21 protein-coding genes are annotated in these 21,760 nt (G+C 68.6%); 6 read left to right on the forward strand and 15 right to left on the reverse strand.

Going from position 1 to position 21,760, the window contains the following annotated elements:
* A partial coding sequence (locus tag NE2_RS31145; protein ID WP_157110984.1) for an alpha/beta hydrolase fold domain-containing protein occupies nucleotides 1-441 on the forward strand: 441 nt, incomplete at its 5' end.
* 178 nt (nucleotides 442-619) lie between these two features.
* Here NE2_RS31145 and NE2_RS31150 read toward each other — a convergent pair.
* From NE2_RS31150 to NE2_RS31160, 4 genes are all read right to left on the reverse strand, one after another.
* Nucleotides 620-1,237: a hypothetical protein gene (locus NE2_RS31150; RefSeq protein ID WP_146165171.1), complete on the reverse strand. Its 618-nt coding sequence runs from the start codon at nucleotides 1,235-1,237 to the stop codon at nucleotides 620-622.
* A 74-nt stretch (nucleotides 1,238-1,311) separates the two neighbouring features.
* Nucleotides 1,312-1,485, reverse strand: a complete 174-nt coding sequence (locus tag NE2_RS36080) for a hypothetical protein (RefSeq protein ID WP_157110985.1) — start codon at nucleotides 1,483-1,485, stop codon at nucleotides 1,312-1,314.
* Between the two features lie 142 nt (nucleotides 1,486-1,627).
* Nucleotides 1,628-3,127, reverse strand: coding sequence for a helix-turn-helix domain-containing protein (locus NE2_RS31155; RefSeq protein ID WP_063909533.1), 1,500 nt, complete (start codon nucleotides 3,125-3,127; stop codon nucleotides 1,628-1,630).
* Nucleotides 3,128-3,136: 9 nt separating this feature from the next.
* Entirely contained in the window at nucleotides 3,137-3,697 is a 561-nt protein-coding gene (locus NE2_RS31160; protein WP_063031912.1) for a CGNR zinc finger domain-containing protein, read from the reverse strand.
* Nucleotides 3,698-3,800: 103 nt separating this feature from the next.
* Between NE2_RS31160 and NE2_RS31165 the strand changes: the two genes are divergently transcribed.
* The 4 genes from NE2_RS31165 to NE2_RS31180 all read left to right on the forward strand — a co-directional run bounded on the left by NE2_RS31165 (nucleotide 3,801) and on the right by NE2_RS31180 (nucleotide 8,480).
* Nucleotides 3,801-5,063: an epoxide hydrolase family protein gene (locus NE2_RS31165; protein WP_373862294.1), complete on the forward strand. Its 1,263-nt coding sequence runs from the start codon at nucleotides 3,801-3,803 to the stop codon at nucleotides 5,061-5,063.
* Nucleotides 5,064-5,147: 84 nt separating this feature from the next.
* Nucleotides 5,148-5,495 carry a phosphatase PAP2 family protein gene (locus NE2_RS31170; RefSeq protein WP_063031914.1) on the forward strand — a complete coding sequence of 116 codons (348 nt, stop codon included), beginning with the start codon at nucleotides 5,148-5,150 and terminating at the stop codon, nucleotides 5,493-5,495.
* A 76-nt stretch (nucleotides 5,496-5,571) separates the two neighbouring features.
* Nucleotides 5,572-6,477 carry a hypothetical protein gene (locus NE2_RS31175; RefSeq protein WP_063031916.1) on the forward strand — a complete coding sequence of 302 codons (906 nt, stop codon included), beginning with the start codon at nucleotides 5,572-5,574 and terminating at the stop codon, nucleotides 6,475-6,477.
* Nucleotides 6,478-6,548: 71 nt separating this feature from the next.
* Complete coding sequence (locus tag NE2_RS31180) at nucleotides 6,549-8,480, forward strand: M3 family metallopeptidase (RefSeq protein WP_063031918.1); 1,932 nt, start codon at nucleotides 6,549-6,551, stop codon at nucleotides 8,478-8,480.
* A gap of 15 nt (nucleotides 8,481-8,495) precedes the next feature.
* On the opposite strand, the gene NE2_RS31185 is transcribed toward NE2_RS31180, so the two are convergent.
* Complete coding sequence (locus NE2_RS31185) at nucleotides 8,496-9,110, reverse strand: NUDIX hydrolase (RefSeq protein ID WP_063031920.1); 615 nt, start codon at nucleotides 9,108-9,110, stop codon at nucleotides 8,496-8,498.
* Nucleotides 9,111-9,125: 15 nt separating this feature from the next.
* A complete protein-coding gene (locus NE2_RS31190; RefSeq protein WP_106958399.1) occupies nucleotides 9,126-9,785 on the reverse strand; it encodes a TetR/AcrR family transcriptional regulator in 660 nt (219 codons plus the stop codon).
* Between the two features lie 84 nt (nucleotides 9,786-9,869).
* Here NE2_RS31190 and NE2_RS31195 point away from each other — a divergent pair, with 84 nt between their 5' ends.
* Nucleotides 9,870-10,856 (forward strand): zinc-binding dehydrogenase, encoded by a 987-nt coding sequence (locus tag NE2_RS31195; protein WP_063031923.1) that lies wholly within the window; start codon nucleotides 9,870-9,872, stop codon nucleotides 10,854-10,856.
* Here the strand turns inward: NE2_RS31195 and NE2_RS31200 are convergent.
* The 9 genes from NE2_RS31200 to NE2_RS31240 form a co-directional block, all read right to left on the reverse strand.
* Nucleotides 10,853-12,103 (reverse strand): acyl-CoA dehydrogenase family protein, encoded by a 1,251-nt coding sequence (locus tag NE2_RS31200; RefSeq protein WP_063031925.1) that lies wholly within the window; start codon nucleotides 12,101-12,103, stop codon nucleotides 10,853-10,855. The two genes, NE2_RS31195 and NE2_RS31200, sit on opposite strands and share 4 nt — an antisense overlap.
* On the reverse strand, nucleotides 12,100-13,233 hold the full coding sequence (locus NE2_RS31205; protein ID WP_063031927.1) for an acyl-CoA dehydrogenase family protein: 1,134 nt from the start codon (nucleotides 13,231-13,233) through the stop codon (nucleotides 12,100-12,102). Before NE2_RS31205 ends, NE2_RS31200 begins: the two co-directional genes overlap by 4 nt.
* 157 nt (nucleotides 13,234-13,390) lie before the next feature.
* On the reverse strand, nucleotides 13,391-13,693 hold the full coding sequence (locus NE2_RS31210; RefSeq protein ID WP_063031929.1) for a DUF4286 family protein: 303 nt from the start codon (nucleotides 13,691-13,693) through the stop codon (nucleotides 13,391-13,393).
* A 47-nt stretch (nucleotides 13,694-13,740) separates the two neighbouring features.
* Nucleotides 13,741-14,991, reverse strand: coding sequence for an amidohydrolase family protein (locus NE2_RS31215; protein ID WP_063031931.1), 1,251 nt, complete (start codon nucleotides 14,989-14,991; stop codon nucleotides 13,741-13,743).
* Between the two features lie 159 nt (nucleotides 14,992-15,150).
* Nucleotides 15,151-16,533: an amidohydrolase family protein gene (locus NE2_RS31220; protein WP_063031933.1), complete on the reverse strand. Its 1,383-nt coding sequence runs from the start codon at nucleotides 16,531-16,533 to the stop codon at nucleotides 15,151-15,153.
* Entirely contained in the window at nucleotides 16,527-17,855 is a 1,329-nt protein-coding gene (locus NE2_RS31225; RefSeq protein ID WP_084494456.1) for a CoA transferase, read from the reverse strand. The genes NE2_RS31220 and NE2_RS31225 overlap by 7 nt, the downstream gene beginning before the upstream one ends.
* Nucleotides 17,856-17,892: 37 nt before the next feature.
* Entirely contained in the window at nucleotides 17,893-18,951 is a 1,059-nt protein-coding gene (locus tag NE2_RS31230) for an enoyl-CoA hydratase/isomerase family protein (protein WP_063031959.1), read from the reverse strand.
* 161 nt (nucleotides 18,952-19,112) lie between these two features.
* Entirely contained in the window at nucleotides 19,113-20,561 is a 1,449-nt protein-coding gene (locus NE2_RS31235) for a FadD3 family acyl-CoA ligase (protein ID WP_233429940.1), read from the reverse strand.
* The gene (locus NE2_RS31240) at nucleotides 20,558-21,739 is read right to left on the reverse strand and encodes an amidohydrolase family protein (RefSeq protein ID WP_063031937.1); all 1,182 of its coding nucleotides are present in this window, start codon (nucleotides 21,737-21,739) and stop codon (nucleotides 20,558-20,560) included. Before NE2_RS31240 ends, NE2_RS31235 begins: the two co-directional genes overlap by 4 nt.
* Nucleotides 21,740-21,760: the final 21 nt, after the last annotated feature.

The raw sequence follows: 21,760 nt of genomic DNA on the forward strand, positions 1-21,760 counted from the left end.
TCCCGCCCGGCCGCCCTGTGGTTGAGCGCGCCGATGCTCGACGACCACACCGCCGCACGCCGCGACCTGGACGCCCTGCGCCATCTCGGCTGGACCAACGACAACAATCGCTACGGCTGGAGCAGCTACCTCGCCGCCCCACCCGGCAGCGCCACCGTGCCCGATTTCGCCGTAGCCGCCCGTCGCGGCGACCTCACCGGTACCCCGCCGACCTGGATAGGCGTCGGCACCATCGACCTGTTCCACGACGAGGACGTCGCCTACGCGGAGCGTCTGCGCGCGGCGGGCGTGGAGGTGGAGCTCGACATCGTGCCGGGCGCGCCGCACGGTTTCGACAGTTGGGCGCCCGGGGCGGGGCCTGCGCGCGAATTCCATGCGCGGGCTCGGCGGTGGTTGGCTACGACGATGGGGTTGACCGTTCACGAGGTGTCGGGCTCCTGATCGCTGACCACCCCGGATGCTCAGAGTCTGTTTGGCGTGGTGAAGTCTCACAATTCGGCGCGCGTCCGAATTCAGGCGTAGGCAGTGGACGGCGATCCGGACCACATGTGCGGTCCGACAGCGTATCCGGCCGCACTGTGGCGTGGGGTGTGCTCATCGCCGCGTGAATCGACGCTGCTCAACTGACCGGAGTTGTCGGCACTATCTGCAGTCCGTCGACGAAGGTGTCGATATCGGGTTTGTACATATCCCGATCGGAGGCCGTGGCCTCGACCGACATTCGGATCGGGTACAGCATCTCGCCTGCAAGGTATTCGAAGCCGAGAAACTCGTGGTACTGGTCGACCCCATCGGAACCGGTCGCGGGCGAAACTCCGGTGGACCGGGTTCCGCCCCAACCGCACACCTGGACGGCCTCGGATCGCCACTGCCGCCGCGTGCCTTCGATCGCACTCATCACGACGCTGTTGTCGGCGGCGCTGTGTGGAGGAGACACGGCGAGGGTGACGGTCGCGCTGCTCATCCGTCCTGCGTGCCGATCGACGCGACGCAACACCAGATCGTCGTTTTCCGCCGGCGTCACCTGCCAGCCCCTCAATTGCGGAAGCTGGAGCGTGAAGGGCATATCAGGGCGCACTGTGGTGGTGAAGACGGATCCGTTCGCCGCACTGGCGTCGCAGGCGGTGCGAATCGTCGGTGCCGATGACGTTTTCGACGGATCCGGTTCCGACTTGCCGCACGCGATCACACTCGTCGCCACGACGCCGGCCAGAACGAGATGCCGAATCCTCATCACGGTCGCCAGCCTATCCAGCCCGACCATGACGCGACACATGTCCGGCTCTCCTCGCCGGTTGACTGCTCCGGGCATCAATTCGCCTCACCGTCATGTTTCGACAAGTGATCGCGGCCCGTGATGACAATGCGGGCCTCGGCGCGGCAGCATTCGCGAACCAGCTCCGAGTACGCGGGCGGGACGGTGGTCTCCGGTGTCGGCTCGCGGAAGATCGCGGCGAGTTCGCAGCCGAGCGTCTTCGCAGCCATTGTCAGGCGGAGTTCGCTGCTGTGAAGATCGTCTGCGGAGACGAGATCGAGCCGGAGGTACCCGTATGCGAGTGGCGGAGGACAGGGAATCGGTGACCTGTCCTTGCTTCCGCGCAGGCCGGCGAGGACCCGGTACAGCAGATCAGGGGGCGGCGGTTGGAGTTGGGCTTTCCGATCGGGAAAGAAGTGGGTGCATGCGCCCGGGATCCGTTCGGGCAGTTCGGCTGATAGTTGCCTGTCCTCGGTATGAAGGGTTGAACCTGTTGTGCGCCAAAGGGTGCCGAACGGCCTGACCGAGCCTGTGGCGTCCGAGTCGCGCATAAATGCTTCCCCTCTCCGGTGATGGCCCTGGGTAGGCGCCCGCCGCCGAGGCGTTTTCACCCGGCGGCGAGGCCGCATCGAGCTTCACATCGTCCGAGGGGGTCGACAATGGCACTTTGCCGGGGTGGTCTCCGGAAGTGACACTGCGAAGACGTTGCGCTGCATAGTATTCCAGCCTCAGAAGTCCGGCCAGTTCGCGCATCTCCACGGTCAGAGTCCGTCGCTTCGCGATGATCCGACCGAGTAAGTCACGCGCCATTCTCTGCTCGACGAGCCAGGGCCGGGCCTCGCGCGACAGCGTCGTCAAGATCTCGAATGCCGCGTCGTAGTGCCGCACCTTGAGATGCGCCGAGGCGACATCGAGCAGATGGCGATTGCGGTTGTCCGACGTGGGCCGTGGGTCGGGAGCGATGTCGCGGGCGAGGCGCAGAGCGATGTCCGGCCGGTCGGCGACGACGGCGTTCTCGACCCGCTTCATGGCGACGGTCGGTGGATCGAATGTCGTCCAATACTGGTGATAGGGAGCTTGCTCGCGCCTGACGGCCACCGCGCCCGCGGCGGCTAGGCGCATCATGTCATCGGCCTCATCCGGGCGATTGTCGCGAATGGCTGCGGCGGACCCGCGCAGCAGAAGCCATCCCCAGGTGGATATCTCGCGGGTGGTCGCGACCGAGAGGCGCGGCTCGACGCGGTCGGCCCATTCGGTGGCGAGTCGGCGGACGGCATCGAATTGTCGTTCGACGATCAGCAACCAGCACAGTGTGATGACCGCCGAGGCGGCGTCGAGGACATTGCCGGTCGACTCGGCATCGGCCAGCGACCGATCCAATGCCATGCGCGCGGCGGATAGTTGGCGGGTCTGCACCATCGCTGAACCCGTGAGTTGCAGCACCCGTGACCGCACCAACGGCGACGCCACCTGGGCATCCTCGATCAGTCGCGGCAGCACGTGAGCCAGCGCCTCGTAGCGGTTGTCGTGATAGAGGCGCGTCCCGTCGGCGAGAGCGGCTTCCACGCCTCCGGCAGGCATCGGCTCCTCCGTGGTCGAGTCCCGCATGGCCGCGAGCGCGTCTCGTGTCGGTTTCCACAGTTCCGAATCGCCCCCGGATTCCGGAGCGCTGGGCGCCGGGCCGAGAAGCGCTGTCAGAGAACAACCGAGGGTGACAGCGAACCGCCGGAGTGTGTCGATGCGAGCGTCGTTACGCTCACCCTGCTCGATCTTCCGGATATACGACAATGAGACACCAGACAGCTCCGCGAACTCCCGTTGCGTGAGCCCGCGTCGTTTGCGCAGAGATTGGAGCCGCTCCCCGAGGTCCATGCTCCAAGGCTAGCGGCGGCGGTGGGTGGCGTTGAAGCGCGCTTTCTTCTGGCGGTTTCCGCAGGTGTTCATATCGCACCATTTGCGGGTGCGGCTCTGGCTGGTATCGAAGAAGGCGGCGCGGCAGCTCGGCGAACCGCACAGGGCCAATTTGCCGTCTCGTTCGCCTGAGATGATGTCGATCGCGTCGGCGGCGACGACGCCCAGTGCGTCTTCTACGCAGGAGGGCGAACTGAGCCGCCATCGGCGATGGCCCTCGGGCGTCAGGATTGCCGCGGCCCGGCCCTGAATACTGCGGTCGTTGATGATTCGGACGGCCGAGGCGGGGAGCGCGTCGCCGATTGCGGCCGCTGTCGCGGCGGCGTGAATTGCTTCCCTCAGTTCCCGGGCAAGGTCGAGTTGGGCGGTGGTGCAGGAATCCACGGCCAGGCCGTTCACCTCCAGCCAATCGACGAGTCGCTGCGGTGTGGGAATGCGTTCCACAGGATCGCCGTGACGCTCCGACAGAGTGCCCGTGAAGCTGGTCGCCAGCACGGTGCCGAGGCGGAAATCGGGAAGTCCAGCAGGCATGGAACCACCTTAGCTGGTTGCGGGCTGTCGCACCGTCATGTTAGAACCGTCTTAGCCGGTTCACAACAGGCGGTAGCCGGTTCCGCGATGACCAGGAGGTCTCATGTCCGCACTCGGCCACCTCGATCCGATGTCCGCGCCCGATTCCATCGACGTACAGCCATTCGAAGCCCGCGCAACCGATGCTGACCTCGACGACCTGCGAGCACGATTGACCGCCGCGCGCCTACCGGAGGCCGAGACGGTCGCTAGCGCCGCGCCCGGCCCCGGGCGATGGGCACAAGGCGTTCCTCTCGCCGACCTCGTCGAGGTCGTGAATTACTGGCGCACCGAATACAACTGGCGTTCGTTCGAGGAGCGTCTCGATCGAATCGGCCAGTACCGCACGGCAATCGACGGCCTGGGAATCCACTTCCTGCACCGGCGATCCGCGCGCCCGGATGCGATTCCCCTGATCCTGACGCACGGCTGGCCGGGCAGCATTGCCGAATTCATCGACGTGGTAGACGATTTGGCAGACCCGAAGGACGCATCCGCGCCGGCGTTCCACGTCGTGGTCCCGTCCCTACCGGGCTTCGGTTACAGCGATAAACCGGCCACCACCGGGTGGGGCACCGAAAAGATCGCCGCCGCATGGGTGGAACTGATGGAAAGGCTCGGCTATCGCCGGTTCCTGGCCCACGGCGGCGACTGGGGAGGCAACATCACGACGGTTCTCGGCGGCAGGTTCCCGGAACATGTGCTCGGCATCCACTCGCTGTTCGCCGAGGCCCCGCCCGGGTCGACAACAGACGGGCTGACCGCGGCCGAACGCAGGTGGGCCGAGGAAACCCGTCATTTCTGGCGCCACCGCGCCGCATACGCGAAGCAGCAGGCCACCCGGCCACAGACCATCGGCTACTCGCTCCTCGACTCACCGGTCGGACTCCTCGCCTGGATCCTCGACAAGTTCGCCGAGTGGAGCGACACCGACGACAGCCCGTTCGAAACGATCTCCAAAGATCGCATTCTCGATGACGTCACTCTGTATTGGCTGACGCGCACCGGCGCATCGGCAGCCCGCATCTATTACGAAAGCCACAACTCGCTCGACCCCGACCTCCGAGTCGATGTCCCGTCGGCAATCACCATGTACCCCCACGACATCGAAAAATGCCCGCGCCCCTGGGCGCAGGAGCGGTACCGCCGGATCGTCCGATGGAACGCACCCGAATTCGGCGGACATTTCCCGTCGCTGGAAGTTCCCGAGTATTTCGTGAAGGACCTGCGAGAAGGCCTGGCCGCAGTGTCGGCCGCCGGTGGGCCCGCACGCTGCGGATCGAGCATGCTCCCCCGTTCCCGCGACAGCGCAGCATATCCATCGTGAGTCTGGACATGACTATCCTGCGGTGGCTTTCGCTCCATAGAACATCGGCTTTGACCACGGTGGCGCGGGTGGCATGCGTTCTCGATGCCCTCGACCGTGGCCGCGATGACGGCCGCTGTCGCGGTCACCGCCTATTCGGTCCTGCCCTGGCCGGCGGAGCATCGGCGCTGGGTGGGAGGCGTCATCGCCGCGCTCCTCGTCTCCATCGGTATCGCGATGGTCTACCTGGGGGCGCATTGGCCGACGGATGTGCCGGCCGGTTGGGGTCTGGGCGCGGCAGTTGCCGGAATTGTCATGATGGTGGCGAGAGTCGCCTCTCGACGTGTCCGCAAATCGGCAGCGCCCGCGAGCGGAATCCTTGGCACCCGCGACGTTGCCACTCGGGTGCATTCCACCGGTCGGCTTCCGGGTAACCGTCCGCCGGGACCTTGACACGGTGTCGGTCGCAGCGTTTGACTAGGGAAATTATCGCTTCACCTCGCATGATGACGGTCGGAGAGGTTGACGTATGCGCAGCGGAGGGTTGACGGGTCCGAGGCCCCGGCGCGGAGCGGGCTACCGCGGAATCGGCATAGCGGCGGCAGTGATCGGGCTCTGCATCGTCTCGCTGGGGGTCTCCCAGACGGCTACGGGCGAACCAGTGGCAAACGCTGCCGACTCCGGGTTCTCCGTTCCCTTCTCCGGCGCGCCCGGATACGAGCAGGTGGCGCCGACGCGGATGAGCAGCCCGGATCAGCTGAACCAGCCGCTCGGCGAGGCGGCGGCGGATCGGATCGCGGCGCAGATCGGGCTCGACCGCGCCGATGCGTTGACCGATCAGCAGTATCAGGATTTGAGCAGCGGTGGGGGAGTCGGCGGCAACCGGGACGCGGCGAATGTGATCAACGCGTGCGTCGACATCCTCGCCAATACGGTCGGCCGACCGCTCTATTCCGATGTCGGCGGGCAACGTACGCCCTCGACCCTGGCCAGTTACGGGTTGTATGTGAACCCGAGCGGCATGCTGGAGAGCCCGGCCAACGCGGACGCGCCGACGCGGCAGGTGAATACCCTGATCGCGCCCGGCGGATATGTCGGTAACTGGTTGCGGGACAACGGTGCGACCCGGAGTCTGGTCGCGCTGTACCGGTCCGCCTACACGGTGCAGGCCGCTTACGGGTTTGTGGCGCAACAGATTTCGGGTGCGGCTCAGCTGGTCACCAACACAGAGGGTAATACGAGCACCGTGGTCGGCATGTCGATGGCGCCGCCGTTGTGGATCGTGAACTTCGCCCTGATCTACATCTTGAAACCCGCCTCGGCGGCCGCCATGCCCGCCTACTGGGCTCCCATTCCCGGCCCCGTGGTCGACGCCATGAAGGGCAGTCCCACCGGGCAGGTCCCGTTCGGCGAATACGCCTCCTACTTCGGGTAATCCCCGCACATGGCCGGCACGTGGCGGTTTCCCGAGGGCCGGGAAATCCCGGCCGCGGTTAGAGTCGGGGCATGAGTAGCGAACCGCTTGCACTGCCGTCGGCCGAGTGGCCGGACTGGCTCGGCGATTACGTCCGTGCCCGGCTGCGGACGGCGGCGGAAACGGTGGCGCAGCTGAAAGCCGCGACATCCGGTGACACCGCCGGCGTGCTCGAACTGTGGAACGACGCCGACATCGCGCTGCGCGGGGCCGATTCGGCCGCGCACCTGTTCGCCGAAGTCCACCCCGACCCCGAGGTGCGCGGGCCGGCCGAGGAATTGGTGCTAGAGGTCGATCGAGCCCGGACCGCGCGCGATCTCGACCGCGATCTCTACGACATCGTCGCCGCCACCGACTCCGCGAGCCTGGACGAGGTGTCGGCGCGCATGCGCGCGCATGTCCTGCGCGATTTCCGGCGCAGCGGTGTGGACCGCGACGAGCCGACCCGGGACCGGCTCCGGGCGATCTCCGAGCGGCTCACCGTACTGGAACAGGAATTCGGCCGGACCATCCGCGAAGACGTCCGCTCGGTCCGGGTCTCACCCGGCCAACTCGACGGGCTGCCCGCGGATTTCGTCACCGCGCATCCGCCCGCAGCGGACGGGCTCGTCACGATCACCACCGACTATCCCGACTATCTGCCGTTTCGCACCTACGCCCGGGACGCCGAGGCCCGCCGCGCCCTCACCGTGGAGTTCGAGAGCCGCGGCTGGCCCGCCAACGACGCTGTGCTGCACGAGATCCTGGATCTTCGTGCCGAGAAGGCACGGCTGCTCGGCTTCGACAGCTGGCCCGATTACGACGCCGACGTCAAGATGATCGGCAGCGGGCACGCCATCGCCGAATTCATCGAGCGCATCGCGAGCGCCGCCGACGCCGCAGGCCGGCGCGATCTCGAGACACTGCTCGCCCGGCGCCGCGAGGACGAGCCCACCGCCACGAGCATCGACCGCTCCGAGGTCGGCTACTACACCGAACTCGTGCGGCGCGAACAGTACGACGTCGACGCCCGGGAGGTACGCCGCTACTTCGATTTCCCGCGCGTGCGAGCCGGTCTGCTCGAAGTCACCGGCCGCCTCTTCGGACTGGAGTATCGACCCGTCGACGTACCGCGCTGGCACGAGGACGTCACCGTCTACGACGTCTACGCCGACGGTGAACGACGCGGGCGGATCTATCTGGACCTGCATCCTCGCGAGGGCAAATACAAGCACGCCGCGCAATTCGACCTCGTCGGCGGTGTCGCCGGAAAACTCCTGCCCGAGGGCGTGCTGGTGTGCAACTTCTCGCGCGGGCTGATGGAACATCAGCACGTCGTCACGCTGTTCCACGAGTTCGGGCACCTGATCCACCACGTCGTGGGCGGCCACCAGGACTGGGCGCGCTTCTCCGGTGTCGCCACGGAATGGGACTTCGTCGAGGCCCCGTCGCAGATGCTGGAGGAATGGGCGTGGGACGCAACCGTTCTCGCCACCTTCGCCGTCGACGAGAACGGTGCGCCCATCCCCGCCGAACTGGTGGACCGCATGCGGGCGGCGAAAGAATTCGGCAAGGGCGTTTCGGTCCTCACACAGGTCGGCTACACCGAGGTGTCCTATCTGCTGCACCAGGACAGGCCCGCCGACCACGACCCGGTGGTCGTCGATGCCGTGACGCGGCACAGCGGGATCGCCGAGGTGCCGCAGACTCATTTCCAAGCCTCGTTCGGGCACCTGGCCGGCTACACCTCCGCGTACTACACCTATCTGTGGAGTCTGGTGATCGCGAAGGATCTGTTCTCCGCGTTCGACGCCGGCGACCTGTTCGATCCCGTTGTGGCGCAACGCTACCGCGACCGGATCCTGGCACCGGGTGGTTCGCGCGACGCGGCCGATTCGGTGGCCGACTTCCTCGGACGCCCCTTCACCTTCGACGCGTTCGCGGCCTGGCTGGACCGTGCGCCCACGCCGCATACGGTGCCGTGAACGGGGCGTACGTCGTCAGTTGTGCGTCCAGTCGGGTTGCAGCAGGTCCGCCACCCGGGTTTCGCGGCCGAGGAGCACGACGTCGCGGAATTGCAGCAGTATGGCGCCGGTCGGTGCGTGGATGGTCATCGAGTCGCCGATCCTGAGCTGCAGCAGCCGGGAGCCGTCCGGCCGGTCGACCCAGTGCGGCACATCGTCGGCGGCGAGGCGGTCGAGCCGAACGAAATGAACGGCGTGCACCTCGTCGGCGTTGGGGTCGAGGGCCCCGGGATCGTCGAGGGCGACGACGATCGGAGTGATCGCGAAACCGGACGCCGCCGGGAAATCGTCGAGCCTGCCGAGGACATCGGTGCGCGAGGCGACCAGGCCGATCTCCTCGTGCAATTCCCGCAACCCCGCCGCGATCGCGCTTTCGTCACCGTCGACCCGCCCGCCGGGCAGCGCCCACTGACCGGCGTTGCGGCCGCGATAGGCCCGCTTGATCACGATCACGCAGGGGTGCCCGTCGTGCTCGAGCACACACAGCACGACGGTGGCCCGGCGAATTCCCGGAGCATCGAGCGACGTGCGGAACCCGAACTCGCGCAGATGCGCCGTGGCGAGGTCCCGGAAATTCTGCACACTCCTCATCCCTTGATAGTGTCATCACCGACGTCCGGGTGGGCGGTCCGTCTCGGACGCTGGACCCGCGCCGGGCCTCAGCAGCGGAACCGGTGGCAACGGGGAGGATTCGGGCGAGGTCCGGAAACCGTCGATCATGAATGTGGCGAAGCGCCGCGACGCCGCGACGCGGGCCTCCGGCGTCGGCGCCTGAATGCCGTTGTTGGCCATGATCATCAAGAGCAGATCGTCCAGCACGACCTCCGGACGCAGCCGGCCGGTGGCCTTGGCGCGGCGGAGCAGTTCGGCCGTGGCCGCCAGCGTGGCGGTACGCAACGCCGCGAAGTCCATCGCGTGCGGGAAGGTGAACATGAAAGCCGCGGTGAAACCTCGGTCGCGGGCATACATCTCGCACAGTTTCTCCACGGCACCGCGGAAACCCTGCCACGGGTCCGGGTTGCGCAGACCTTCGTCCACGATGGACCGGCACGCGTGCATCTGATCGGTGAACGCCTCGGCGACCAGCAGTTCCTTGGTCGGGAAATGGCGATAGAGGGTGGCGGGGCCGACCTCGGCGCGACGCGCCACCTCCCGGATCGGCACGTCGAGGCCCTGGGTGAGGAATACCGCACGCGCCGCGTCGAGGATGCGGGCGCGATTGTCCCGCGCATCCGAACGCAGAGAGTGAGACGAACGCCTGGTCACCGCTCTCACTTTAGCTAAACGGACGCAGGCGTCCGTTACGGTCCGCCTATCGATGCTCGAGTGGACAGAAGACGGAGCAGAGCAGTGAAAGCAGTGATCATCGAAGCGTTCGGCGGACCCGAGGTGCTGACGGTGGCCGAGGTGCCCGATCCGATCGCGGGCGCGGGACAGGTCGTGATCGCCACCGAGGCGATCGGTGTCGGCGGAGTGGATGTCCTGATCCGTCGTGGCGGGCCGGCCGGTTACGGATTCGCGCCGGGGCATGTTCCCGGCAGCGAGGTCGCCGGAACCGTGGTGGCCGTGGGCGACGGTGTCGACCCCGCATGGACCGGACGGCGGGTGTGGGCATTCACCGGCGAAGGTGGTGGTTACGTGGAATATGCCGCCGTGCGGGCGGATTCGCTCGTCGCACTGCCGGCGGGCCTGTCCGCCGCGCAGGCGGTGACGCTGGGCACCTGCGGGATGGTGGCGCGCTTCGCCCTGCGCCACGCCGGTTTCGCGCAGGGCGAGTCGGTATTGGTGCGGGGTGCGGGCGGCGGCATCGGGGTCATGGCGGTCCAGTTGGCGGTGCGCCTCGGCGCCGGGGCGGTCGCGGTCACCACCTCGTCGGCCGCGCGTGGCGAACGCCTGCGCGACCTCGGGGCGACCCATGTGCTGAACCGGTCCGGCGCGGGCGGCGCGGAGGCTCCCGCCGCCTATGACGTCGTCATCGATATCGTCGCCGGGGCGGAGTTGCCGGCCTTCTTCGCCAGGCTCGCACCGAACGGCCGGATGGTGGCCGTCGGGGCGACGGGTGGGCTGCCGCCCGCGGATTTCGGCATGGAAATGATCGCCGCGTTCAAGAAGTCGATGTCGTTCGCCACCTTCAGCGCCGACACCGTACCGTGGGGCGAGCGTCGCACCGCGACCGCCGAACTGTTCGACGCGGCCGTCCGCGGTGACCTGAAAGCGGTTGTGCACGAAGAACTTTCCTTGGACCAGGCGGTGCTCGCCCATCGCCGGATGGCGGCCGGTGAGGTCTTCGGCAGGCTCGTGCTCACCCCGTCGGGGAACAGGCCGGCGCCGGCCTAACGCCCACGCCGCACCTGATCGAACGGCACATCCCGGTCGGCGGCGTCCTCGCGCGGCATGCCCAGGACGCGTTCGCTGATGATGTTGCGGGCCATTTCGGTGCTGCCGCCGGCGAGGCTCCAGGCCTGCCGGTAGAGGTACTCCTGGCCGGCTCGGCCGAGGCCGGGTTCGCCGCCCGGGTCGCCGGTCGCGGCGGCGGCGCCGGCGATGCGCAGGGCGGCATCGGACTGCAGCCACGAATTGCGGGCGCTGAACAGGCGCACGATCGAACCGGCGGCGGGAGCCAGATCGCCGGCGGCGATGCGGGCGCCGACATGGGCGATGAGCTGGTCGTGAACCAGATTCATCGCATGCGCTTCGCCGATGTCCTCGCGCACGCGCGGATCGGCGAGTTGTCCGGTGCGCCGGGCGATCTCGATGAGGCCGCGTACATCGCGGCCACTGTGCTGGCCCACGCCGCTGGCGTACGGGGAGGCGCCACCGACCGCGCTGCGTTCGTGCTGCAGCAACCGGCTCGCGACCGCCCAGCCGCCGTCGACCTCGCCGACCACGGCATCGGCCGGGATCCGGACATCGTCGAAGAACTCCTGACAGAATTCGGTGGACCCGTCGACCTGGGTGATCCGGCGGATGGTCAGTCCAGGGGAGTTCACCGTTACCAGGAACATGGTCAGCCCGGCATGTTTGGGCACCTGCCAGTCGGTGCGGGCCAGGCACAGCGCATAGTCGGCCGCATAGGCGCCCGAACTCCAGATCTTGGACCCGTTCAGCACCCACTCGTCACCGTCACGATCGGCGCGGGTGGTGAGGCCGGCCAGATCGGATCCGCCGCGCGGTTCGGACAGGAATTGCACCAGCAGCTCCTCACCGCGCAGCGCGGCGGCGATGTGGGTGCGCTTCTGCTCCTCGCTTCCCATGTCGAGAAGTGTTGCGGCGCAGATGGTGAGGGTCGGGATATTGAGCGCCAGCGGCATCTCGTACGGGCGCGACTCCTCGGTGAAGGCGCGCTGATGGGCCGGGCTCAGGCCCAGGCCGCCGTATTCGGCGGGAAAGCAGATCCCGGCGAAGCCGCCGTCGTAGAGAATGCGCTGCAGTTCGCGAGCGCGGGCCCACACCTCCGGCGATTTCTGCTCACCCGAACGGACCGGCGGCGCCGGCGGCAGCGTGTCCCGCAACCAGCGACGGGCGCGGTCGCGGAAACTGTCGACCGATTCGGTTGTGGTGGTGGCGGATTCGGTGGTGCTCATGCGGGGATCGTCTCCAGCAGATCGGTGAGCCGGCGCCGGTGTTCGGCCGGGGTGCCGTACAGGGCCCGTCCGAGCGTGACCCGGCGCAGATACAAATGCAGATCGTGTTCCCAGGTGACGCCGAGCCCACCGTGGATCTGCACGCATTCCTGCACGATCTCGCCGGCCGTGGCGCCGACGAAGGATTTCGCGACGCCGACCGCCTCGGCCGTGTCGATGGTGTCGTCGCCGAAGCTCGCGGCCGCGGCCCAGGAGGTGGCCCGGCATGCTTCCAGGGTGGTGGCGATGTCGGCGGCCCGGTGTTTGAGCGCCTGATACGAGGCGAGCGGACGGCCGAAGGTGTAGCGGTCGAACATCCACTGCACCGTGGCCTCGAAGGCTCGCTGCGCGGCTCCGGCCATCTCCGCGGCGCTCAGCGTGGCGGCCACGAGCAGTTGCGCCTCAGCGGCGGCTGCGGCGGCTTCGGGATCGCGCTGCACCACGGCGTCCGAGGCGACGGATACGTCGTCGAAAACGACTGTGGCCGCGCGACGCACGACGTCCAGGGTCCACACCGGGGTGACGGTGACACCGGGCGCGTCCGTGGCGACGAGGAGCTGCACCGGGCCCTCGGGCCCCTGGGCGTCGACGATCAGCAGATCGGCCTGGGCACCGTATTCGACGCGATCCTTCACCCCCGACAGCCGGTATCCGGCACCGTCCGGCGTGGCCACGGTGTCGAAGGTGGCAGGAGCCGGACCCGTGCCCGGTTCGTAGTGGGCCCAGGTCGCGATTGCGGCTCCGGCGAGGACGTCCGCTATCGCCGCGTCGAAATCTCCTGTGCTGCCGAGCAATCCGGTCAGCGTGGCATTCACCGCGAGCAGCGGCCCGGGGGCGCACGCGCGCCCGAATTCCTCGGCGAGCAGTGCGAGGTCGGCCATCGGCGTGTCCGATACCGCGCCGCCGCCGAGCCGTTCGGGGACCAGGGGCGCGGTCCAGCCCAGCTCGGCGCCGCGCCGCCACCAGTCCCGATCGAAGCCGTCGGGGGAGTCGGCGAGGCGGCGCACCGTGTCCACGGGCACGGTGGCGGCGAGAAAGTCGCGGGTGGTGGTCCGGAACAGCCGTTGGTCGGCGGTGGGGGCGGCAGTCACGAATGTGGTCCTTACGCAAGGGCCTCCCGCGAACCCGGTGAGGTGTGCGGATATCGAGTTCGCGGGAGGCGGGGCACCCATCGGCGACGTCGAGAGGCCGGCGCGCCGCCGATGGGAGTGGTGGCCGGTCGACACCCCGGGGTGGCGACCGGAGTTTCTACAGCGGTTCCCAGAAGGTGATCTGGGTGGCCTTCGGGTCTATCGCCGGGCTGAGGGTGGATCGGCCTTCCGCCGAGTTGGCGCGCAACTGCTCGAGGACCGCCTCGGCGTCGCCGTCGATCTCGTAGACCGCCAGATACCGGTGCGTGGCGCCCTGCCCCTCGAGCTGCGGGGCCCGATACCGCGAACAGGAACGGATGCCCTCCATCTGCAGCAGTTCGGGAATGTGCACGTCGTTGTACCAGGTGTTGTATTCGTCGTCCATTCCCTCGCGCGGGGTGGAGAAGACCATCATCTGCATGGTGTATGCCTAACGATCAGGGTTGGGGGACAACCGCTTTCGCGCCGTCAGGCGCGCTGGGCGTACAGCTCGGCCCATTCCTTGCGGGGCCGGACGGTCAGATCGACATCGGCGGCCTGGGCGCGCAGCGCGCCGACGGTCGCCTGCTCGCGCGGGATGTGCGCGAAGGGTTCCCAGTTCAGGAACCGGCAGGCGTTCTGCCAGGTGATCTTGGAGATGTCGGCGTCGTCGGCGCCCGCCGCCTCGAGTTCGGCCAGGACGAATTCCGGGGCGTCCGGCCACAGCGAATCCGAATGCGGGTAGTCGCATTCCCACGCGATGATGTCGATGCCGATCTCGTGCCGCAGCTTCAACGAGGTCTTGTCGGTGACATAGCAGGCCATGACGTGTTCGCGGAACACGTCCGAGGGCATCTTCCCGCCGAAGTCGCGGCGCAGCCACTTCTGGTTGGTGTAGTGGCGGTCCGAGCGGTCGAGGAAATACGGGATCCAGCCGATGCCGCCCTCGGACAGCGCCACCTTCAATCCCGGATAGCTGCGCAGCGCGGGGCCCCACAGCAGATCCTGGACCGCGATCTGGGACACGCTGGGCGCCAGCACCATCAGATTGTCGATCGGCGCGTCCGGGGCCATGCGCAGGGCGCCGAAGCCGGGCCCGATGTGCAGATTCATCACCAGGCCGGTATCGGCGAGCGCGGCGAACACCGGACCCCAGTACTCGATGTCGTGATAGGACGGGTGACCCTCCACGTGCGGAATCTCCGACATGGTCACGCCGTGGAATCCCTTGGCCGCCACCCGCTGGATCTCCGCCACCGCCAGTTGCGGATCCCACAGCGGCAGAATGGCATTCGGGATGAACCGGCCCGGATAGGTGGCGCACCACTCGTCGATGTGCCAGTTGTTGTAGGCCTGGATCATCGCCACGGTGATCTCGTCCTTGAACTGACTCAGGTGGCCCGCGCTGAAGCCGGCGAAGGTCGGGAAGCACATCGAGGCGAACACGCCGTTGGCATTCATATCCCGGACCCGGTCGTGAATGTCGTAGACGCCCGGACGCATCTCGGCGTAGCGAGTGGGGTTCTTGTCCCACTCCTCCTTGGGCCAGCCGACGACCGCGTTGAGCCCGGTGACGCCGACCGGCCGGCCGCGATAGGTCCACTGATCGATGCCCTGCTCGTTGGTGAGCAATTGTGGCACGTACTCGGCGTACTTCTTCGGCGTATGCCGGTCGAACATGTCGGCCGGCTCGACCACGTGGTCGTCGATGCTGACCAGGATCATGTCATCGATATTCATGAGGTTCCTCGTGCTGGTGCGGACGGCGGCGGCCCGGCGCGGCGGGCGACAGTACGAGATTATCAATCTCTGTTATGGAGAATCATACTCTCCTGTTTGGCTGCGACGATACACCCGATTCGGCGCCCGCACGGCAAACGGCCGATTCCGCCCTGCCCGCTACGTCGCCCGGTAGACGACCTGCCCGGCGACGATCGTGGCGGCCACGGGCGACGAGTCGAGCACCTCGCCGAGTTCGGTGGGCGGAACGCGCAGCAGGGTCAGATCGGCGGTGTGCCCCGTGGCGATGGTGCGGGGAATATGCGGCCTGGCGGCGGTGCCGAAGAACAGCGACAACGCGGTGAGCGGTGACAGCGCCTCCGCCGGTCGGCCCGGGCCGCGATCGATGGCGGCGCGCACCACCGCCCAGGGGTCCGGGTCGCCGAAGGGCGCGTCGGTCCCGGCCGCCACCCCGACGCCCGCGGCGAGCAGCGAACCGAGCCGCCACAGATCGGGCCGGTCCTCGGCGGGCACCTCGCGGGCGTACTGGGCGGCGCGCTCGATCAGGAAATGCGGTTGGGTGATCACCGGAATATCGTTGCGGCGCAACCAGGTCAGCACCTCGGCGGGAACGATGGCACCGTGTTCGATGCGGTCGCCGGGCACCACCCCGGCCAGATCGAGGGCGGCCATGGTCAGGATCAACTGGACACGGGTGACGCAGTGCACCGCCGCGGCCCGGCCCGCACTGTGCAACCGGCGCAGCCGCACCACGAAATCGTCGAGGTCCGGCAGGGCGGTGTCGTCGAGCAGAATTTTGGTGGGCCCCAGACGGAATCGCTCGACGTGCGGATCCTCGATATCGGGTTCGGCCATGCAGTAGACGCGCTGCACGATGCGCCCGTCCAGCACCGCGGCGGCCAGCGTGCCGACCTCGGGCCGGGTGAGATCCGGTGTGGCATCGGTGAATCCGGTGATTCCGCGTGTCGCGGCCACCGCCGAGACGGGGGCCGGGTCGGGTGCCAGGCAGCCGAGCCGGTCGCCGAGCCAGGTATCCATTCGCCACAGCCGGCCCGTGACCCGGCCCTGCGGATCACGTTCCACCCCCGGCAGATGACAGTTGTCGACCTCGAGCAGAGCGCAGGCGTGGGAATCGAGGATCCACAGCGCGCCGGAACGATGCTGCACCCGCACCGGCCGCCCGACATCCATGCGGTCCAGCGTCCACCGGTCGATCGCCCCGGCGACGTCGTCGTGGTAGTCCACGGCGCGGATCCAGGCATGTCCGGGTGTCCGGCGTGCGGCCTCCCGCAGCCGCGCCGCCAGTGCGTGCGGCCCGTGAATCCGGTCCGGGCCCACCGGAATGGACTCGGAGCGCGCGGCGAGTGAGCGCAGGTGGATGTGATGGTCGTGCAGGCCCGGCACAAGCCATCCGCCGCGCGCGTCGATATCGTCCTCGCCGGCCTGTGGCCGCAGGCCGCGCCCGCATTCGGTGATGGTGCCGCGTTCGCAGCGGATATCGGTGTGAGCGCTGCCGAAGACGACGGCGTTGCGAATCAACATGCGACACCACCCGGGAATGCGGACTCGGCGTGCGTCTGTGCGGAGCGCGGGGACAGGACGGCCTGGGTGCGTCCGGTATGCGCGCACCGGACCTGCCAGCGCCCGTCATGGGTGAAGACCCGGTGCGGGCCCGCGCAGCGCGGCGGCGCGGCGGCGAAAGCGGCCGTGACCGCGCGCATCGAGACGTCGGCCAGGACACCGCCGCCCGCCCGCACGGCCGCGCAGACCGCCAGTGCCGCAGCGATTCCCGAGAGCGGGTCGCCGATCGCATCCGCGCAGAACACCGGCATGCCGTGGCCGGTGCCGACGAGCCCGCCGGCCACCGCCGCGTCGTCGCCGAAGGCCACCCGCATCGGCTCGGACCGGCCGTAGCCGGTGAGACCGACCCAGATCTGGCCGGGACGCAGCCCGCGCCGGTCGGGCCCGAGCCCCAGTTGCGCCAGCGCGCGGGGGCGGGAGGCCTCGATCACGATATCGGCGGCCGCCAGCAGCGCCGCCAATTCGTCTCGCCCGGAATCGGTGCGAAAGTCGACGGTGCGGAATTCGTGTCCGGCGTGCAGGGTGTCGAAGAAATGGTGATCCGCCCGCGCACCGTCGGGCCGATGCGGACTCTCCACCTTGATCACCCGTGCCCCGGCCCGGCCGAGAATGTGGGCGCACAGCGGCCCCGCCCACATCGAGGACAGGTCCACCACCAGCCGCCCCGTCAGGTTTCGCCAGGGTGCCGGTGCCGCGAGCCGGGACAGCTGCCACGGTGGCGTGCCCGGATCGGCCTTCGGTCCGCCGGGGGGAAGAGCGGCGGCCGGGACCCCGAGCAGTTGGGCGCGGTCGGCGAGGTCGGCCGCGGAGACGTCGACGGCGAAGTGCGCCAGCGCTTTCCAGTGGTCGCCGGTCCGGTGGGCGCCGATGATCGCGGGCACGGCGGCGATATCGTCGGCACGCGACAGGGTCAGTGCGCACCAGCCGTCGGCGGTGCGCAGCAGGCGGGTGGACCCGCCCGCCGAGCGTGTGCCCGCGCGCCGGAAACCGTGGTCGACCGCACGCGCGGTGAGTACCGCGCCGGGAGCCAGCCTCACCGCCCGTCCCAGTGCGGCGGTCGTGCGCGCGAGCAGGCTCAGGACCTCGCCCAGCCGGGCGAAGGCGGGCGCGGGGGAGATGTCGGGCGGCCCGCCCGCGGGCCCGGTGAGGTCCATGGCGCCCGACGCCGCCCAGCCACAGACCTCGCACCCGAACGGGGACGCGTCCGTCGCGCGCGGCGGCCACATTTCGGATACCCGGTTGGCGAGCGTGGCCGGCGGGGACAGTGCGGCTGGATGGTTCATCTCAGGCCTCCTCGGCGAGGGGTGTGCGCGGCCGTCGCTACGACGGCCCGCCGGTGGGCTCGATGCGATCCACCAGGCCCCAGCGCAGGGCGGTGTCGACGTCGATGGTTGCGCCGGTGAGCATCGCCCAGGCGGCCCGCCAGCGCCCGATCCGGCGCGGCACGCTCACCGTGCCGCCCGCGCCCGGGACCAGGCCCATACCGACCTCCGGGAAGCGGAACCAGGTGCCCGGCGCCGCGGTGACGATGCCGCCGAACGCGGCGATCTCGGCGCCCGCGCCGACACAGGCGCCGTGGGTGTCGATCCGCAACCGGGCGGACAGGCGGTCCAGCACCCGCCACGGCGCCCGGTCCAGGCGCACCAGATAGGCGGCCACCGGGTCTGTCGCACAACCGAATTCGTCGAGGTCGCCGCCGCTGCAGAAGGCCGGTCCCGCGCCCGCGAGCCGGACCGAGGTGATACTCGGGTCGGCCTCGGCGACCTGCGCGGCCGCGAGCAACTCCTCGCGCAGGCGGGCGCTGAGCGCGTTGCGGCGGCGCGGACGATCCAGCACGATGGCGAGTTCACCGCCCGCGCGGTCGATCCGGACCAGCTCGCCGGATTCGTCGTCCGGTGCCCGGGCCGATCCTCGAGCCTCGAGCCAACCGCGGAATTCCGTGCCGCCCAGCAACATCGAGTAGACCGCCGCTTCGGCGGCCAGCGCCGGGAGGGTGGGCAGCGCGGGAGTCTGCCGCAGCAGGTGACCGCAGGCCAGCGCCGCCCGGGGCGCGTGATCGACGGCGGCGGCGAGTATCTCCACCGCGGCGGCGCAATCGGTCACCGTGACCACGCGCCGGTCCCGCAGCGGCAATTCGCTCACCGAGACGGTCGCCGCCTCGAGAATCGGATGCAACCGCGCGGGCACCGGAGCGCCGGCGACGGCGACGGTGAGTGCCGCGCCGGTGACGATCGAGCCGGCGATATCGGCGATGTGTTCGGGACTCGAGTGCCGCAGTCCGTCCAGGTCGACGACGGTGAGCGGCCGATGCGGCCTTCCGTCGCGGTCCAAGCTCAGGTCGGCGAATCGCAGGTCTGCGTCAGCAGCGCTGGTGGTCATCGTCACCGCCGTTCTGTGAGGCCGCGAATGCTCGCGGGCAACCGGATGCGCGCACGGGAACCGGAACAGGCCGGGCCGATTCCCGTGCGCTCGGCGCTGCGGCGGCCCGCGCCGGCTCCCCGGGGGCGTCCGGATCCCGGGGGCGCCGCGCGTGGAACGGGTTACCGCAGCTGGTCTTTCATCACCTTTCCGGTCGCGTTGAGCGGTAGTTCGTCGAGGAACACCACGGCACGCGGCACCTTGTATCCGGCCATGTTCTCGCGGCTCCAGGCGATGAGCTCGGCCTCGGTCAGCGGCGCGCCCGCGACGACGAACGCCTTGCCCACCTGGCCCATGCGCTCGTCGGGCACGCCGATCACCGCCGCCTGCACCACCGCCGGATGCTGCAGCAGCACGCCTTCGATCTCCGCGGGATACGCGTTGAAGCCGCCGACGATGAACATGTCCTTCTTCCGTCCGATGATGCGCAAGCGGCCGCCCTCGTCCACGGCGCCGAGGTCGCCGGTGTGCAGCCAGCCCTCGGCGTCGATCGCCTCCGCGGTGGCCGCGGGATCGTCGAGATAGCCCTGCATGACGGTGTAGCCGCGCAGCAGCACCTCGCTGTCGGCGGCGATGCGGACTTCCACACCGTCGCACGGGGTTCCGGCGGTCGTCGCGATCTGCTCGAAGGTGTCCCCCGGGCGCGAGGCGGTCGCGGTACCCGCCTCGGTGAGCCCGTATCCGGTCATGATCGAACGGAACGGGAGTTCGGTCTTCACCCGGCGGATCAGTTCCACCGGGATGTCGGCCGCCCCGGTGACCGCGGACCGCAGCGACGACAGGTCGTAGCGCCCGCGCGCCCCGAGCAGCGAGTGGTACAGCGTGGGCGGGCCGGGCAGCATCGTGATCCGTTCGCGCGCAACGAGTTCGCAGACGCGGTCCACATCGAACACCGGCACCGGCAGGATGGTGGCGCCACGGATGAACGAGGCCAGCACGCCGGCCTTGTAGCCGAAGGTGTGGAAGAAGGGATTCACCGCCAGATAGCGGTCACCCTCGCGCAGATCCGCCAGCTCACACCATTCGGTGTACAGCCGCAGATTCTGGCGATGGTTCATCATCACGCCCTTGGGGCGGCCGGTGGTGCCCGAGGTGTAGATGATGTCGGAGATGTCGGTCCCGGCCACCTCGCGTTCGAAAGGTGAACCGCTGGAAAGGAAATCGGAGGCGAGGTCGATCACCGGCACGCCGTCGGGCCCGCGCAGTTCTCGCCCCAGGAAACCCTGCTGTACCAGCAGCAGCTTCGCTCCGCTGCGGCCGATCACATCCGCCGCCTCCGCCGCCTGAAACCGGGTGTTGACCGGAACCAGCACGCCGCCCGCGGTGAGCAGGCCGAAGGCGGCCACGATCCAGGCCGCGGAATTGGGCGCCCAGATCGCCACCCGGTCGCCCTTGCCCACGCCGGCCTCCGCGAAGGCGCCCGCGGCCCGGCGCACCCGCTCGACGAGTTCGGTGTAGCTCAGCCGCAGATCGCCGTCGACGACCGCCTCGGCGTCACCGAAGCGATCGGCCGAGGAGGCGACCATCCGCGGGATGGTCTCCCAGCTCATACCGCGGGCCGCACCGCTCATACCTTCAGCAACCTCGCCAGGTTGCCGCCCATGATCTTCTCCTGGTTGGCCAGCGGCATATCTTTGATCTCGTTGATGTAGCGGGCCGGTTCGGCCAGGCCCTCCGGGTGCGGGTAGTCCGAGCCGAACAGCACGTTCTCCACCCCGATCAGATCGGCGATGGCCTGCAGATCCTCTTCCCAGAACGGGCTGACGTGGATGCTGCGCTTGACCGCCTCGACCGGATCCTGGAAGCCGAAGCCCTCCGGCGCCTTCTTGTACACATCGTGCAGATTCTCGAGCAGCGGGGCCAGCCAGGAGGCACCGTTCTCGATGACGGCCACCTTCAGCTCGGGGTGGCGGAACAGCGCGCCGTGGCACACCCACGAGGCGACGGCGTCCTGGATCGGACGCCATTCGGTGGTCATCCGGAAGGTGTTGGTCTTGAACGGCAGCATCTCGACGTTGCCGCCCTCCCATTCGGTGTTGAACCGCGAATAGCCGCTGTCGGACGAGTGCATCGTCACCAGCACGTCGTGCTCGACCACGCGCTTCCAGAACGGGTCGAATTCCGGCAGGGCGAACGAGCGCGGCCCGCGCAGACCCGGAACCGGGGCCGGGCGGACCAGAATCGCCTTGGCACCGTGTTCGACACACCAGTCGAGCTCCTCGATCGCCTTCTCCACGATCGGCAGGCTCACCACCGGCACCGTGAAGATGCGGTCCTTGTAGTTGAAACCCCACTCCTCGAGCAGCCACTGGTTGAGCGAATGCACCACGGCGTGAATGAGATCGGGGTGATGGCGCATGCGCTCCTCGATGAGGCTGGCCAGAGTCGGGAACATCAGCGTGCGGTCGAGCTGGAGTTCGTTCATGAGCTCGAGGCGCGGGCCGGGCTCGTGGAACGCGGGAATCGAGCGCATCGGCTTACCGAAGATCTCCCGGCGGCTCTTACCCTCGGGATTGCCGTTCTTGAAGTACTCCTCCATCGCGCCGGGCCGCGCGACCACCTCGAAGGTGGGATTGGGGATGTACTCGCTGATCTGGCCGAGGACCGCGATCTTGGTGCGGCCGTTGATTTCCACGTACTGGATGGCGCCCTCGAACTCCTTCGGCAGGTACCGGGTGAGGGCCTCTTTGGTTTCGTACAGGTGGTTATCGGCGTCGAAGAGCTGGTACGGCAGCTCGATCTTCGTCATAAGAGTCTCCTTTGTTCGTTG

The organism is Nocardia elegans NBRC 108235, from assembly GCF_001612845.1.
GTDB classification, from domain to species: domain Bacteria; phylum Actinomycetota; class Actinomycetes; order Mycobacteriales; family Mycobacteriaceae; genus Nocardia; species Nocardia nova.

Excerpts from the sequence above, each read along its gene's own strand:
- NE2_RS31230 (WP_063031959.1), bottom strand. The coding sequence starts at position 18,951 with ATGACCACCAGCGCTGCTGACGCAGACCTGCGATTCGCCGACCTGAGC.
- NE2_RS31175 (WP_063031916.1), top strand. The coding sequence starts at position 5,572 with ATGCGCAGCGGAGGGTTGACGGGTCCGAGGCCCCGGCGCGGAGCGGGC.
- NE2_RS31220 (WP_063031933.1), bottom strand. The coding sequence starts at position 16,533 with ATGTTGATTCGCAACGCCGTCGTCTTCGGCAGCGCTCACACCGATATC.
- NE2_RS31170 (WP_063031914.1), top strand. The coding sequence starts at position 5,148 with ATGCCCTCGACCGTGGCCGCGATGACGGCCGCTGTCGCGGTCACCGCC.
- NE2_RS31235 (WP_233429940.1), bottom strand. The coding sequence starts at position 20,561 with ATGAGCGGTGCGGCCCGCGGTATGAGCTGGGAGACCATCCCGCGGATG.
- NE2_RS31210 (WP_063031929.1), bottom strand. The coding sequence starts at position 13,693 with ATGCAGATGATGGTCTTCTCCACCCCGCGCGAGGGAATGGACGACGAA.
- NE2_RS31200 (WP_063031925.1), bottom strand. The coding sequence starts at position 12,103 with ATGAGCACCACCGAATCCGCCACCACCACAACCGAATCGGTCGACAGT.
- NE2_RS31215 (WP_063031931.1), bottom strand. The coding sequence starts at position 14,991 with ATGAATATCGATGACATGATCCTGGTCAGCATCGACGACCACGTGGTC.
- NE2_RS31160 (WP_063031912.1), bottom strand. The coding sequence starts at position 3,697 with ATGCCTGCTGGACTTCCCGATTTCCGCCTCGGCACCGTGCTGGCGACC.
- NE2_RS31225 (WP_084494456.1), bottom strand. The coding sequence starts at position 17,855 with ATGAACCATCCAGCCGCACTGTCCCCGCCGGCCACGCTCGCCAACCGG.
- NE2_RS31165 (WP_373862294.1), top strand. The coding sequence starts at position 3,801 with ATGTCCGCACTCGGCCACCTCGATCCGATGTCCGCGCCCGATTCCATC.
- NE2_RS36080 (WP_157110985.1), bottom strand. The coding sequence starts at position 1,485 with ATGGCTGCGAAGACGCTCGGCTGCGAACTCGCCGCGATCTTCCGCGAG.
- NE2_RS31180 (WP_063031918.1), top strand. The coding sequence starts at position 6,549 with ATGAGTAGCGAACCGCTTGCACTGCCGTCGGCCGAGTGGCCGGACTGG.
- NE2_RS31155 (WP_063909533.1), bottom strand. The coding sequence starts at position 3,127 with ATGGACCTCGGGGAGCGGCTCCAATCTCTGCGCAAACGACGCGGGCTC.
- NE2_RS31240 (WP_063031937.1), bottom strand. The coding sequence starts at position 21,739 with ATGACGAAGATCGAGCTGCCGTACCAGCTCTTCGACGCCGATAACCAC.
- NE2_RS31185 (WP_063031920.1), bottom strand. The coding sequence starts at position 9,110 with ATGAGGAGTGTGCAGAATTTCCGGGACCTCGCCACGGCGCATCTGCGC.